Annotated in this window: 2 protein-coding genes; both read left to right on the top strand. The window is 39.5% G+C overall.

The window, feature by feature from the left end:
- Positions 1–465 precede the first annotated feature (465 nt).
- The gene (locus PT287_RS07890; RefSeq protein ID WP_277134003.1) at positions 466–4092 is read left to right on the top strand and encodes a pectate lyase-like adhesive domain-containing protein; all 3627 of its coding nucleotides are present in this window, start codon (positions 466–468) and stop codon (positions 4090–4092) included.
- A 625-nt stretch (positions 4093–4717) separates the two neighbouring features.
- Entirely contained in the window at positions 4718–16753 is a 12036-nt protein-coding gene (locus tag PT287_RS07895) for an SLAP domain-containing protein (RefSeq protein ID WP_277134005.1), read from the top strand.
- Positions 16754–16891 lie beyond the last annotated feature (138 nt).

A 16891-nucleotide genomic window follows, 5' to 3' on the forward strand; every position in this document is an offset into this window, starting at 1 on the left:
GATCTTTAATAGCAAGTAAAAGTTTAGTAGAATAATTATCAATAGAGGACATAGAAAAACTCTAATCTTTCCTGAGTGGTATTGGAAAGTTTGAGCCGAAGCTATGGCCTTTTTTTGTATAAAAATATCCTGTTAAAGAATACTACCCATCAACAGGATAAAGGGTACAGACACTTTTTAATATCAGAATAGTATACAATTTATTTTCATGATTTAAGGAAGAGTTGATTTTAAAAAAGGTCGAAAGGAGGAAAGCTTGTTATTAATTTTTTGCTTAGATAATAGAGCTTAGACATGATAAAAAATTTACCTATTATAAATTTGTCGTAATTTTACATAATTGTTATTTTAAAAGTCAGTTTAGTATTTGTGAATATATTTACATTGAAGATTAAATACTTTAAAATTCGCTTATGTATAAAGTGCGAAGTATGTTGCTGAAGGCGATATACGGAAAGGAAAATTATGGTAGGTAAGAATAATTTTGCTAAAAGAATTAGGCAAGACGAGTCACAAGCAAAACGTGAACGCTTTTCCATTAGAAAGTTAAGTGTTGGCGCGGTATCGGTGTTATTAGGAGTGACTTTTTTAGGGCTGAGCAATCAAGCGGTAAAGGCTGATACAATTGCGGCTCCGACACAGGATAAGGAAGAAACAACTAATAATCCGCAAAAGTCGGCTGAGCCGACTAAGAAGGAAAATCTTTCTACTTATAAGGGGCTGAAGGGATTTTTTAGTGATAAAAAGTCAGCTAAATCAGCTAAGTCCAGCAGTGTAGATCAGACTAAAACTACAGTAAAGCAGCCAGAAACTACACAGGACACTACAAACCAAGTCAAAGCAGCTGATGCAACGTCAACTGAAACGGCGACAGCGTCATCTACTGTACCTGCTGCAACTGAACAAAATTCGGCACCAGTTGTGACAGATAACCAATCGGTAACGCCATCAACTTCAACTAAGCAGCCATCAGTAAGTGCGGACAAGGCCAGTCAGACCGTCGATCAGCCAGTAATAGTACAAGCTAAGACAACTGCTGAGCCACAACTAGCAGGATTGGCTCGTCAGGTAACAACTTGGCAAGAGTTTGTTAGTGCGATTCAAGATGCAAATGTTAGTGAGATCGATCTTGAAAATAATATTGCGTCCAATGTCACAGGTGGTAAAACTAACCTTAAATTTCCTGAACGACAATTATTAATCCAGTCGGATCCGACAAAGAACCAACGCTTCATCCTTGACTTGCATTATTCTGGTCCACGGCCAGATGATAGCTTGACTGATACTGCCAATCGGGGAACTACTGATTTAACTTATCGTAATCTAGATATTTATTCGCAAAGTTATTATGGTCTTGATAATTCGGTTGATGGCACATCGACGCCATGTAAGTTAACACTTGATAACGTTAATTTTGTTGGTTCGCAAGTTACTTATAGTGGTCAGTACTCCGATATTTATATTAAAGGTACGGTTAATGGGGACGCTGTTCAGTCGTATGTCAGTCCGATTGATGGTAAGAGTTATAGTTGTGATGGTGGTGGCCAGCAATTATTTGAGTTGTATCAGCCAGGACAAAATTTGATTTTTACTAAGGATTGTAAGTTCGTGGGTTCGACAAGTGACGGTAATGTGCTCGAGCTTGACAATGGAGTTGACGATAATGGTGGTCCTAACGGAAGAAGTCGGACGAATAACATTCTAATTGACAGTGGTGCAGATGTTACCCTGAATCCACGTAAAGATGATGGTAATAATGGCGATAATGCTCAACATAGTAACAAAGCTAGTGGAATTGCAATTATTAATGGTATTGGTACCGTAACAGTCAATAAGCGAGCTCAATTAACGATTAATGTGGGCACGGATGATTATACTGGAGGCTTGGATAAACGCAGAGCCGCAGCCATTATGATGACTAGTCAAAGCGGAAATAAAGCTAAGCTGATTGACAATGGTACGATTAACATCAATACTAACGGTGATATTAGTCAAAGTGCGGGCGGTTCAACGAAAGCAGGCACATTAATTTATGACCAGGGGAGTTTAACTATTGGCCCTGGTGCTGCATTGAATGTCTTTGGCAAAAATATGCAGGACTATTCAGGTACGTTAATTTATATCACTGGTAAAGCTGACTTAAACAACGGAACGCTGGATATTGAGCTGCAGAATGATCCGAATCATCCTGATAATCCTAGTTATGGTGCTGGTAATAAGAAAATAATCTTGGTTGATGTTGCTAGCAGTGATGCTTTGACGGTTAATAACCCGCAAAAGTTGGTGTTAAATGCTTCTAATAATAAAGTTCCTGGTACAAGTATTATTGGTGATAGCGAAATCGACATTAAGAATGTGCGGCAGGTATTTAACTTTGATAAGCTTAACCCAATTACGCTGCCACCATTTCATATCTTAAATGTACAGAAAAAGTCCGTCGGCAACCTGCAAACAATTGGCGTTAATAAGATTTCGGTTTTAAATGGAAATCAGACTATTTCAGATGATGCAATCAAAGCTATTAAGGGCTTAGTCGCTGATCCAAATAATGCGGCAATTGTGCAAATTTTGCAGAAAGCCTTTAAGACAGACGATATTGTGTCATACTTGCAAGATTCGCAAACTAAAAATATCATGCTTGATACTATTTTTAGTCAAGTAATTAGTAATGCGTTTTCTGACCAGGGAAATCCGGGTTACAACAATATCACGATGGTATCACCTAACCAAGGTGGATTCTTGGATATTGAAGATGACAACGGCGTACTGGGACAGGCATCATATCACCAAAATGCGGATGGCTCAATTACAATTACAGGTAAGGTAGACAATTTCAACGCCGAGACGGATGGCCCGGTGCAGCCAGAAAATGCCTTCAGTAAACTGATGACTTGTGGGATGTATCCTTACGTAAAGGCGCAAATTAGGGGCTTGCCGAATATCTATACTGACGGTCAAGTCTCAGATCCATATAATTTAACCAATGATGTTAATGGTGATTTGGGCCACGTATACAGTGCAATGGCTAATCCAGATGGCAAGTTTAGCATTACTTTCCCAGTTGACACGCCGGGGATTCACAGTGGTGCTGCAGTTGACTTAACGCCAGAGGCTAACTTTATTGGTTTTGACCCCGAAATCGCAGGTAAATCAGCAACAGTCTATATTGGCAACATTATGGGCTTGGATCAGATGAAGCTGACTACAGAGAAAGAGCTGGATAGTGGTTTGGAAGCCGCAAATGCTCGAATTAAAGCATCAGGATTAAGTATTGACGACCAGCAACCATTCTTGACTAAGATAAAGACGGCACATGATGATGCAGTTTACTATATCGATAAGGCAACCGACTTTGATACAGTTAATTACTATCGAGGGAATGCGCTTGATATCTTTAATCATGAAGCAGCCAAGTCTGAGTTGAAAGCTTATGGCCAAAATTGTGTTAATACACTGAACATTACTGATGCAGCTACGAAAGCGCAGATTGATGCTCAAGTAGCTGGCGGGAATGGTTATATTGACAGCAAGTTTGGCTCTAATAGGGTTGAAAATCGGGATGATTATACACCAACTAATCAAGCTCGCGATTTTTACGCTGAACAAGTATTGAATGTTTGCAAGTCTTGGCTTAATAGCTTGCTAAAAGATCAAGCAAGTAGGGCAAAGGCTGAGCTTGACCAGCATTCTGAACTGACCAATGCTCAGCAGCTGAAAGATCAGATTGATAGTATGGCCGATATGGTTAGTCACGGTGTGGTCTTAGCTGCAGACCTTGATAAACTGAATATGGCATATCAAGATGCTAAAAGTAAGATCAATACTCTTGTAACGCAGCAACTAAGCGGAGTTCTGCAACAAGAAGTGTTGGAAAACGTTAAAAATAAGTGGCTTAGTTCCAGAGCAGCTTTAATGAAGCTGACTAAGTTAACAATTACCCGACAAGCAGCTTATCGTGCTGAATTAAATGGTGAACTGTCTAAGGCAGCTGCGGCAATTAGCGCAGCAACTGACTTAGCTAATAGCTATCAAAATTTTGCAACTAAAGCAGATGCAATTGTGGCTGCGGCAACCGCAGAGAATAATCAATAATTATTAGAATAAAGTATCCTAAGTTATTTTAAAGAGTAACTTAGGATACTTTTTATTTAATACAATATATAGTTTCTAATATTTATGACTACTTATATATAATTTATAAATATATTTAACTGTATATTATATTTACAGATAGCTGAAAGGAGAAAATCTTAAGATATCGTTAAGTTTAATAAAAGTAATGATACTTTTACTACTTTTTTAAATTATTGCTGATTATTTTTATTAATTATAAGCAATAAGGTTATTTAATTAGAATCGTATGTTTATTGCTTTGCCCTTAAATTCAATCAAATAAATAACCACCATATACAAATTGCTAAATGCAATTTGGTTATTATTATCGATAATTATTGTGTAAAAAGTACCATTGAATTTATAGAAATAATTATTATAATAGTTACAACTAAGTCGCTAGTCTTGCGGCTTGTATAGTATAAAAAGTGTGTGTTAGAAAAGAGCTGCTATTAGTTATTGGTAGTAAGCGTAATTTTATTGTTATTCAAGATAGCAATGTAAATTGCTTTCTCAGGTCTAGTGGAGTTAATTGAGTTTAGCGCCAAGTAACGGGTAACCGTCATGAAATCTGAGTTATCGATTATTAAGTTAGGTGTATAAGATGGTAAATTCAGATCAAAACAAAAAGTTAGAGAAAGAGTTAACAAAAAAGAAGAAAATAGAAAAGATGAGGTCGCTTGAGCGAAATTTGTTAGCTGCGAGTACAGCCGGAATTGGCGGTATTTTAGGCGGCTTATTGAATTCGCCGCAAGTGGCTCATGCGGCAACTAATGTGCCGAAGGTTAAAACAACAAATTATGAACATTTACTTGTTAATGCTAATTCAGCAGTAATTCCTGCTTCTCAGAGCGCCCAGCAACTAAGTGCAGCCGATTATGAGCAGACTGCACAAGGTAATTCAACTAGTACGGCAGAAGCGCTTAGTCAAACACAATCTAAGGCGATACCTAAACAATCAGCTAGCGCAGACATAAAGTCATCTGTTGATAGTCAAAAAGAACCGCGGAGTTCAACAGTAGTTAAATCACAGTCTACTGCCAGTTCAGTATCAACCACTGAATCAGCTTCAACAAGTGCGACCAGTCAGGCGAGCTATGTTAAACCGCAATTGCAACAATCGCAGGCAATTAAAGAGACGACTTTAGCGCAAAATTCATTGGTTAACTTGCAAGATAATTTTGATGCTAATTCAGAAGCTAACTCGATTGCCAATGATTTTAACAATACCAGTGCCAATCATTCATCGTTAACTGATTATGTATCACAGTCAGAATCTAAGAGTTTGGCCAGTAACAATCGTGATTCTTCTGGCTCAGCAAGTTTACATGAAAAAGGCTCACAAGCTGCATCGCTTGCTAATTCGTATGCCAGCAGCTTAGCATCTACGCAAGATTCAAAAGTGAATGGCGACGATGATGATACTTTTAATAGTTTAATCATCGGTGGCGGCTCTGATAACGCTTCTAATAATTCGGCCATTGCTTCCAATAATATTTCTGTTGCTAATAGTGACAGTGCGATGCTGCAGTCTTATATCGCTAACAGTCAATCTCGTTCAGCTAGTGTAGCTAGTGATCATGCCCAAAGTTTTGCCAATAGCATATATGCTTCAAGCAATCTTAGCTTGCTTAGCAGTCAAAGTCTTAGTTTGTCGGCTTACAGGAATAGAAGTTTTGATGATTCAGATTCTCAAAGTAAGGTAATTAGTCAGGCTGAAAGTAATTCGGCATCAAGAGCAAGTGACAGTAGCAATGCTAATTCAGTAAGTACTGCTAATAGTGAATCTACGAGCACTTGGTTTGCTTCCACAAGTAGGAAAGTAACGGATGAAAGCAATGCTGCATCGCTGGCAAGTGCTAAAGATAGCAATGATACGTCGCTAGTTACTTCACAGCTTAATTCGTTTTCATTGAGTTTATGGCAAAGACAATCTGCTGATATGAGTTTATCGAACTCGGCAGCAACTTCAGCGATTATTAGTATGAAGGCTGATATTACTAGAATGAGCAAGTCAATTAGTGTCAGCAATTCACTGAAAGACTCGCAATTGATGAGTTTGAGCCATGTTTCGCTTAATGCTTCTGAAAGTTTGTCAGATAGTATTATTGCTAGTTTGAGTGCATCGGAAGTTACCAGTAAGAATTATTCTTCAACGGTTTCACGCTACTTAAATCTAAGTAAGAGTAATTCTTCAATGCATGCAGCGGTTTCAAATGAAAATTCGAATTATGAAGCAAGCACCTCAGCGCAAAATTCTTCATCAGTCAGTGCAAGTTTGTCAGCTTCTCAAAGTAAGTTGGATGCAATTTCTAATGTTAATTCACAGAGCCTAGCAGCAAGCTCGCAGGCTTCAAGTGCAGCGGCTTCTGCATTAAACCAGAGTGAAGTCAATTATAATTCGGCATCATTATCAGCCTCACGCTATATTGCTTCGGCAAGTGAGTCAGCAAGTAACAATAGTGACAGTATGAATCCTAGCATGACTTCGGAAGCCAGCCGACTCAATTCCTCATTAACATCGCAAGGACAGCAGCTTTCAGCTAGTGTGCAGAATTCATTATCTGAAGCTGGCAGTTTATCCGATGCCGCAACACACTCAGAGATTGAAAGTTTGCTGGTTGATAATTCGCAAATGAGTCAATCAAGTTCAGCTAGTTCGCTTTCATTAAGTCAAAGCAAGAGTCAGTCAACGGTTGATAGTGCAAGTATCAGCAGGTCGCTCAGTGATAGCGATAGTAAAGTAATTGCTGATAGTAAGAGTGAGAGCTTCAGTGCTTCAATTAGTGAAAGTAACTCAATTGTTGCCAGTGCAAGTGAGAGCTTTAGTACCTCGATTAGCGATAGTAATAATTCTGCTAGTTTGAGTACTTCAGCTAGTCAAAGCACGAGTAAATCAGAAGCAGATAGCTTGAGTGCTAGTAACAGCGCTTCGATTAGTGAAAGTAACTCAATTGTTGTCAGTGCAAGCGAGAGCTTTAGTACCTCAATTATTGATAGTAACAGTTCTGCTAGTTTGAGTATTTCAGCTAGCCAAAGCACGAGTAAATCAGAGGCTGACAGCTTGAGTGCTAGCAATAGTGCCTCAATTAGCACGAGCAATTCGACAGCAATCAGCCAAAGTGACAGTACTTCTGAGAGTTTACAAAATTCGTTTTCATCGGCAATTAATGCCTCTGGTAATTCAAATGCCCAGGATAGCTTGAGTTATAGTGCATCACTAAGCAAAAGTAATTCAAATGTTGCCAGTGCAAGCGAGAGTTTTAGTATTTCAATTAGTGATAGTAATAGTTCTGCTAGTTTGAGTACTTCAGCTAGTCAAAGCACGAGTAAATCAGAGGCTGACAGCTTGAGTGCTAGCATCAGTACCTCAATTAGCGATAGTAACAGTTCCGCAAGTCTGAGTATTTCGACCAGCCAAAGTGACAGTAAATTTATTGCAGATAGCCAGAGTAATAGCTTTAGCACTTCAATTAATCAGAGTAACTCAATTGTTTCCAGTGCAAGCGAGAGTTTTAGTACCTCAATTAGTAAGAGTAATAGTTCTGCTAGTTTAAGTAATTCTACCAGCAAATCAACTGCTGCTAGTTTGAGTGAAAGTATTTCAACAAGTGTACAAAATTCAATTGAGTCGGCGATTAATGCTTCTGGTAATTCGAATGCTAAGGATAGTTTGAGCTATAGTGCATCACTAAGTAAAAGTAACTCAGCAATTGTCAGTGTAAGTGAGAGTTTTAGTACCTCGATTAGTGGTAGTAACAGTTCTGCAAGTCTGAGCACTTCTACGAGTCAAAGTGACAGTAAGTCAGCTGCAGCCAGTGCGAGTGAAAGCTTTAGCACGTCAATTAGCAAGAGTAATTCAAATGTTGCCAGTGCGAGTGAGAGTTTCAGCGCTTCAATTAGCGATAGTAATAGTTCTGCAAGTGTAAGTACTTCTACAAGTCAAAGTGAGAGCAAGTCAGAAGCTGATAGCTTGAGTGTCAGCACTAGCGCATCATTAAGTACAAGCAACAGCTCAGCTAGTTCGAGTACCTCAATAAGCGAAAGTGACAGTAAGTCAGCTGCAGACAGTGCGAGTGAAAGCTTTAGCACATCAATTAGCAAGAGTAATTCAAATGTTGCCAGTGCGAGTGAGAGTTTCAGCGCTTCAATTAGCGATAGTAATAGTTCTGCAAGTGTAAGTACTTCTACAAGTCAAAGTGAGAGCAAGTCAGAAGCTGATAGCTTGAGTGTCAGCACTAGCGCATCATTAAGTACAAGCAACAGCTCAGCTAGTTCGAGTACCTCAATAAGCGAAAGTGACAGTAAGTCAGCTGCAGCCAGTGCGAGTGAAAGCTTTAGCGCATCAATTAGCAAGAGTAATTCTATTATTGCTAGTGTAAGTGAGAGCTTTAGTACTTCAATCAGTAACAGTAATATTTCTGCAAGCACAAGTACTTCTACAAGTCAAAGTGAAAGCAAGTCAGAAGCTGATAGTTTGAGCGCCAGCAACAGTGCATCATTAAGTACAAGCAACAGCTCAGCTAGTTCGAGTACCTCAATAAGCGAAAGTGATAGTAAATCCGTTGCAGACAGCCAGAGTGAAAGCTTTAGCACATCAATTAGCAAGAGTAATTCAGTTGTTGATAGTGCAAGTGAGAGTTTTAGTACCTCAATTAGTGGTAGTAACAGTTCTGCAAGCACAAGTACTTCTACAAGTCAAAGTGATAGTAAATCCGTTGCAGACAGCCAGAGTAAGAGCTTCAGTACTTCAATCAGCACGAGTAACAGTTCCGCAAGTCTGAGTATTTCGACCAGTCAAAGCGAGAGCAAGTCGGCTGCAGAAAGTGCCAGTCAGAGCATTTCTACGAGTTTACAAAGTTCATATTCATCAGCAATTAGCGCCTCAGGCAATTCAAACTCATCAGCAAGTTTGAGTAATAGTTTAAGCAATTCAGAGGCGATTAGTCAGAGTGAAAGTTATAGTGATTCAATTAGTGCTAGCAACTCTGCAGCTGAGAGTGCCAGTCGAAGTTATAGCACATCATTAAGTAATAGTAATTCTGTGGTAGTTAGCACGAGTGAAAGTTACAGTAAATCTATTAGTGCTAGTGATTATGTGGCAAGCACTAGCCAGTCGACAAGCCAGAGTAATAGTAAGTCTAAAGCTGACAGCTTGAGTGAAAGTTACAGCAATTCTGTTAACAATAGCTCTTATTCAGTTAGTCTAAGTGCTTCTGCAAGTCAAAGAGACAGTCAATCAACAGTAATTAGTGCTAGTGAAAGTTTCAGCGCTTCAATCAGTAATAGTAATAGTTCCGCAAGCCAAAGTACCTCGAGGAGCCAAAGCGATAGTAAATCGATAGCCGATAGTACCAGTCAAAGTTTCAGTACATCGTTAAGCGAGAGTAATTCTGCAGCAGTTAACCAAAGTGATAGTATTTCCAAGAGTTTGCAAGATTCATTTGCATCAGCAATTAGTGCGTCAGGCAACTCTACTGCATCAGAAAGTTTGAGCAATAGCTTGAGTAACTCAAAAGCTGCTAGTCAGAGTGAAAGCTTCAGCAATTCAATTAGTGCTAGTGACTACCAAGCAAGCACCAGCCGTTCAACGAGCGAGAGTAATAGTAAGTCTAAAGCTGACAGCTTGAGTGAAAGTTACAGCAATTCTGTTAATAACAGCTCTTATTCGACGAGTTTAAGTGCTTCAGCTAGTCAGCGTGACAGTCAGTCGCTAGCAAGCAGTACTAGTGAAAGTTACAGCAATTCTGTCAATAGCAGTTCTTATTCAGCAAGTCAAAGCAATTCAATTAGTCAAAGTGATAGTAAATCAGTTGCTGATAGTGCCAGTCGAAGTTATAGTCAATCACTAAGTCAGAGTAATTCGGTAGCTTCAAGTTTGAGTGATAGCTTCAGTAATTCAATTAGTACTAGTGATTACCAGGCAAGCACCAGTCGCTCAACTAGTGAAAGCAATAGTAGGTCACAGGCAGACAGTTTAAGTGAAAGCACGTCTAGGAGTTTACAGAGTTCGTTTGCTTCGGCAATTAGTGCTTCAGGTAATGCCAATGCTTCGACTAGCCAGAGTAACAGTAAGTCGTTGAGCCAGAGCAATTCAGTAGCTTCAAGTTTGAGTGAAAGCTTTAGCAATTCAATTAGCGCTAGTGACTACCAAGCAAGTACCAGCCGTTCAACAAGCGAGAGCCAAAGCAAGTCACAAGCAGACAGCTTGAGTGATAGTTATAGCAATTCTGTTAACAACAGTTCTTACTCGACGAGTTTAAGTGCTTCAGCTAGTCAACGCGACAGTCAGTCACTATCGAGCAGTACCAGTGAGAGCACTAGCAGGTCACTAAGTAGTAGTAGCAGTTCGGCTAGCCAAAGTGTTTCTAGAAGTCAACGTGATAGTCAGTCAGTTGCTGATAGTGCCAGCCGAAGTTACAGTCAATCATTAAGTCAGAGCAATTCGACTAATGTTAGTGCTAGTCAAAGTTATAGTACCTCACTAAGTCAAAGTAATTCAGCAGCTGTTAGTCAAAGTGACAGCACGTCTAAGAGCTTACAAAGTTCGTTTGCCTCGGCAATTAGCGCTTCAGGTAATGCTAATGCTTCGACAAGTGAAAGTAACAGTGCAAGTAATTCGCAAGTTGCTAGTTTAAGTGACAGCTTCAGTAACTCCATTAGTACTAGTGATTACTTGACAAGCACAAGTACTTCAACCAGTGCTAGTCAAAGCAAGTCTAAGGCTGATAGTCAAAGTAATAGTTATAGTGCTTCGATCAGTAATAGCGATTATTTGGCTAGTGCCAGCCGCTCAACCAGCGAAAGTCAGAGCAAGTCACAGGCAGATAGCTTTAGTAATAGCTTTAGTGCTTCGATTAGCAATAGTGATTTTACGGCCAGTGTTAGTCGCTCAACCAGTGAAAGAGACAGTAAATTGGCAGCAGATAATGCTAGCCAAAGCTACAGTACTTCGTTAAGTAATAGTAATAATTCAGCTAGTCAAAGTGCTTCCGTAAGTCAAAGTGATAGTAAATCAATTGCGGATAGCACTAGCCAAAGTTACAGCAAGTCTTTGAGTCAAAGTAACTCGGTGATTGAAAGTACTAGTCAAAGTTATAGTACATCACTAAGTCAAAGCAATTCAGCTGCTACTAGTCAGAGCGACAGCATGTCTAAGAGCTTGCAGAGTTCATTTGCTTCGGCAATTAGTGCTTCAGGCAACGCAAATGCCTCAGCTAGCCTGAGTAACAGTAAGTCGTTGAGCCAGAGCAATTCAGTAGTTTCAAGTTTGAGTGAAAGTTTCAGTAACTCCATTAGTACTAGTGACTACCAAACAAGCACCAGCCGCTCAACAAGTGAAAGCAATAGTAAGTCTAAAGCAGATAGCTTAAGTGATAGTTACAGCAATTCTGTTAACAACAGTTCTTACTCGACGAGTTTAAGTGCTTCAGCTAGTCAACGCGACAGCCAGTCACTATCAAGCAGTACTAGTGAGAGTACTAGTAGGTCACTAAGTAGTAGTAGCAGTTCGGCTAGCCAGAGTGTGGCAAACAGTCAAAGTGATAGTAAATCAATCGCTGATAGTACTAGTCAGAGTAACAGTAAGTCGTTGAGCCAGAGCAATTCAGTAGTTTCAAGTTTGAGTGAGAGTTTCAGTAATTCAATCAGCGCTAGTGATTACCAAGCAAGTACCAGCCGTTCAACGAGTGAGAGCCAAAGTGACTCAGCAGCTACTAGTCAGAGTGACAGCACATCTAAGAGTTTACAAAATTCGTTTGCTTCGGCAATTAGTGCTTCAGGTAATGCCAATGCTTCAGCTAGTGAGAGTAATAGTAAGTCATTAAGCCAAAGCAACTCGGTAGCTTCAAGTTTGAGTGACAGCTTTAGTAATTCAATTAGCGCTAGTGATTACCAAGCAAGTATCAGTCGCTCAACAAGTGAAAGCAACAGTAAGTCAAAAGCAGACAGCTTGAGTGATAGTTATAGCAATTCTGTTAATAACAGTTCTTACTCGACGAGTTTAAGTGCTTCAGCCAGTCAACGCGACAGTCAGTCACTTGCTGATAGTGCTAGTGAGAGTAATAGCAAGTCATTGAGTCAGAGTAATTCAGTAATTTCAAGTTTGAGCGACAGCTTTAGTAATTCCATTAGCGCTAGTGATTACCAAGCAAGTATCAGTCGCTCAACGAGCGAGAGTAATAGTAAGTCTAAGACAGATAGCTTAAGTGATAGTTACAGCAATTCTGTTAATAACAGTTCATATTCTGCTAGCCTGAGTGCATCAGCTAGTCAACGTGATAGCCAGTCAATTAGTGATAGTTATAGTAATTTGGTTAATAGTAATTCTTACTCAGCAAGTCAAAGTGCTTCTGCGAGTCAAAGCGTTAGTCAGTCACTTGTTGATAGTGCCAGCCAAAGTTACAGTAGGTCACTAAGTCAGAGTAATTCAGTTAATGTTAGTGTTAGTCAAAGTTACAGTACTTCATTAAATCAAAGTAACTCAGCTGCTGTTAGTCAGAGCGACAGCACGTCTAAGAGCTTGCAAAGTTCGTTTGCCTCGGCAATTAGTGCTTCAGGTAATGCTAATGCTTCAACTAGTGAGAGTAATAGCAAATCTTTAAGTCAGAGTAACTCAGTAGTTTCAAGTTTGAGTGAGAGTTTTAGCAATTCAATTAGCACTAGTGACTACCAAGCAAGTACCAGCCGCTCAACAAGTGAAAGCAACAGTAAGTCTAAAGCAGATAGCTTGAGTGATAGTTATAGCAATTCTGTTAACAACAGTTCTTACTCAACGAGTTTAAGTGCTTCAGCCAGTCAACGCGACAGTCAGTCACTTGCTGATAGTGCTAGTGAGAGCAATAGCAATTCATTAGTTAATAGTAATAATTTTGCAAGCCAGAGCATGGCAAATAGTCAACGTGATAGTCAATCGATTGCTGATAGCGCTAGTCAAAGTTACAGTAAATCATTAAGTCAGAGTAATTCAGTAGCTTCAAGTTTGAGTGACAGCTTTAGCAATTCAATTAGCGCTAGTGATTACCAAGCAAGTACCAGCCGCTCAACGAGTGAAAGTAATAGTAAGTCTAAAGCAGACAGCTTGAGTGATAGTAACAGCAATTCTATTAATAACAGTTCTTACTCGACGAGTTTAAGTGTTTCGACCAGTCAACGCGACAGTCAGTCACTTGCTGATAGTGCTAGTCAAAGTTACAGTAAATCATTGAGTCAAAGTGATTCGACTGCTGATAGCATTAGCCAAAGTTATAATACATCATTAAGTCAAAGTAACTCAGCAGCTACCAGTCAGAGTGACAGCATGTCTAAGAGTTTGCAAAGTTCATTTGCTTCGGCAATTAGTGCTTCAGGTAATGCTAATGCTTCAACTAGTGAGAGTAATAGTAAGTCATTGAGCCAGAGTAATTCAGTAGTGTCTAGTTTGAGTGAAAGTTTCAGTAACTCCATTAGCGCTAGTGATTACTTAGCAAGTGTCAGTCGTTCAACAAGCGAGAGTCAAAGTAAGTCTAAGGCAGATAGCTTGAGCGATAGTTACAGTAACTCTGTCAGTGCTAGTGATTATTTAGCAAGTACTAGTCGCTCAACGAGTGAAAGTCAAAGTAAATCACAGGATATAAGTTTAAGCGAGAGCTTTAGCAATTCAATTAGCACTAGTGATTACTTAGCAAGTACTAGTCGTTCAACAAGTGAGAGCAACAGTAAGTCCAAGGCTAACAGCTTAAGCGAAAGTTACAGCAATTCGATCAATAATAGTTCTTATTCAACGAGTTTGAGTGCTTCGGCTAGTCAACGCGACAGTCAGTCACTAGCAAATAGTACTAGTGAGAGTTACAGTAACTTCTTAAGTGATAGCAATAGTCTGGCAAGCCAAAGTACTTCTACGAGCCAGAGTAATAGTAAGTCGCTTGCTGATAGCAATAGTCAGAGTTATGATGTTTCGTTAAGTAATAGTAATTCAGCAGTTAATAGTACTAGTGATAGTCAAAGTAAGTCATTAAACCAAAGTGACTCAGTAGCTTCAAGTTTGAGTGACAGCTTCAGTAATTCAATTAGTGCTAGTGATTACTTAGCAAGTGTCAGTCGCTCAACAAGTGAAAGTCAAAGTAAGTCAAAAGCAGACAGCTTGAGTGATAGTTATAGCAATTCGATTAATAACAGCTCTTATTCAGCAAGTTTAAGCGTGTCAGCTAGCCAACGCGATAGTCAGTCACTAGCTGCTAGTGCAAGTGACAGCTATAGTACTTCAATTAAAGACAGTAATTATTCAGCTAGTTTAAGTACTTCTGCTAGTCAATCATTAGCTAACAGTAACAGTCAAAGTTACAGTAAGTCCTTAAGCCAGAGTAACTCAGTAGCTTCAAGTTTGAGTGACAGCTTCAGTAATTCAATTAGTGCTAGTGATTACTTAGCAAGTGTCAGTCGTTCAACAAGTGAGAGCAACAGTAAGTCAAAAGCAGACAGCTTGAGTGATAGTTATAGCAATTCGGTTAATAACAGTTCTTACTCAGCAAGTTTAAGCGTGTCAGCTAGCCAACGCGATAGTCAGTCACTGGCAAATAGTACTAGTGAGAGCTACAGCAAGTCATTGAGTGATAGTAATAATTTGGCAAGTTATAGTACTTCTGCTAGTCAACGTGATAGTCAATCGTTAGCTAATAGTAGTAGTCAAAGTTACAGTATGTCACTGAGTGGCAGTGACTCAATAACTGTAAGTGCTAGCCAGAGTTATCGTGCTTCAGTTAGTGACAGCAATTCAACAGCTGTTAATGTTAGCTTAAGCAATAGTAGATCTCTTAGTTTAAGTAATTCGCGAGCTACTAGCTTAAGCGAAAGCTTCAGCAACTCAATTAGCGCTAGTGATTACTTAGCAAGTGTTAGTCGCTCAACAAGCGAGAGTCAAAGTAAGTCTAAGGCAGACAGCTTGAGTGATAGTTATAGTAATTCTGTCAATAATAGTTCTTACTCAGCCAGCTTAAGCATGTCAGCAAGCCAAAGAGACAGTCAATCTCTGGCTGCTAGTGCTAGCGAAAGTTATAGTACTTCAATTAATGACAGTAATTATTCAGCTAGTTTAAGTACTTCGATTAGTCAAAGCGATAGTAAAGTATTGGCAGATAGTATGAGCCGCAGTTATAGCGAAGCGATTAGTAATAGTGACTCAGTAGCTGTCAGTCAAAGCAAGAGCTTTAGCACTTCAATTAGTACTAGCGATCAATCTGCATCGATTAGTACTGCAAGCAGTCAAAGTGATAGTCAGTCTAACGCTGAAAGTATTAGCCGCAGCTATAGCGTCTCAATCAGTGATAGTAACTCAGTAGTTGCCAGCCAGAGCAAGAGTTTTAGCAACTCAATTAGTACGAGTGATTACTTGGCAAGTATGAGTAGATCAACTAGCGAAAGCCAAAGTAAGTCAAGGGCTGATAGCAGCAGCGAAAGCTACAGTAATTCAGTCAATAACAGTTCATATTCAACAAGTTTGAGTACATCAGTTAGTCAAAGAGACAGTCAGTTTGTAGCTGATCGTGCAAGTGAGAGTTACAGTAGATCACTTAGCCTTAGTGATTCAGTTGTTGTTAGTGAGAGTGAAAGCTTTAGTATTTCAATTAGTACCAGCAACTACTTGGCAAGTATGAGTCGGTCAACCAGTGAAAGCCAGAGCAAGTCAAAGGCTGATAGTGCCAGTGAAAGCTTCAGCACTTCAATTAGTGATAGCAATAGTTCAGCAAGTGCAAGTATGAGTCGCAGCAATTCGCTTGTAAGTAGTGCAAGTGAGAGTCTCAGTACCTCGATTAGTGGTAGCAATAGTTCGGCAAGTCACAGCACTTCAACTAGTCAAAGTGAGAGTACTTCGGTAGTTGTTAGCACTAGCATTAGTGCTAGTGCTTCAATCAGCGATAGTTCTAGTGCAACTAGCGTAAGTATGAGTAACAGTAAGTCAACCTCAATTGTTGCCAGTCAGAGTGAGAGCACTTCAATTAGCCAGAGCAAGTCGATTGCTAATGACTGGGATAACAATGGTGGCGGTGGTAACTATGTACCATCTAATACGCCATCTGCTTCAAACTCTGCTTCTACATCAACCTCGGGTGCCGCAGATACTAACGCGATAATTAAGAAACTGCGTCACAATGCTTATGTTTACGATGAGAATGGCAATCGCATAAGCAATCTTGTTATTGCAATCGACACGCAGGTTAAGACCTACGGTGATAAGCAATTAATCAACGGCCGTTACTATTATTACATCGGTGATGACCATTATGTAGTTGCGCGCAACTTTGTCGGCTTTGAAGGCAAATTGCGTCACAATGCCTATGTTTATAATTCAAAGGGTAAGCGGATTGGCAAGACTGTCTTAAAGCGTGGCAAGAAGATGAAGGCCTACGAGACAATTTATATCAATGGTCGCAAGTTCTACAACACGAAGCACGGCAGATATATTGCAGCCGGCAACTTCAAAGGTAGTGAATTACGCTTAAAGCATAATGCCTATGTTTATGACAAGAACGGCCATCGCCTCAGTGATAAAAAGCTGGGCAAGGGCCAAAAGATTAAGATTTACAGTACCAAAATAATTAAGGGCAAGAAGTACTACCATACACGTCATGGTCGCTACATCTTGGTTGGTAATTTTAAGAAATAGTATCAAGGTAAGTTAAACTAAGAAAGCATCCTCAATGACTGGGGATGCTTTTTTGGTGCAAATATTGAAATATGAGTTGACTATACATTAAAATGTTGTTAATATGTTAAATATAAATTAATAAAAAGGAGATGGCTC

The sequence above is a fragment of the Lactobacillus sp. ESL0679 genome (assembly GCF_029433515.1).
In the GTDB taxonomy this organism is placed as follows: Bacteria; Bacillota; Bacilli; order Lactobacillales; family Lactobacillaceae; genus Lactobacillus.

Bases quoted from the DNA above. Each gene is read 5' to 3' on its own strand.
- PT287_RS07895 (WP_277134005.1), top strand. From the start codon at position 4,718: ATGGTAAATTCAGATCAAAACAAAAAGTTAGAGAAAGAGTTAACAAAA.
- PT287_RS07890 (WP_277134003.1), top strand. From the start codon at position 466: ATGGTAGGTAAGAATAATTTTGCTAAAAGAATTAGGCAAGACGAGTCA.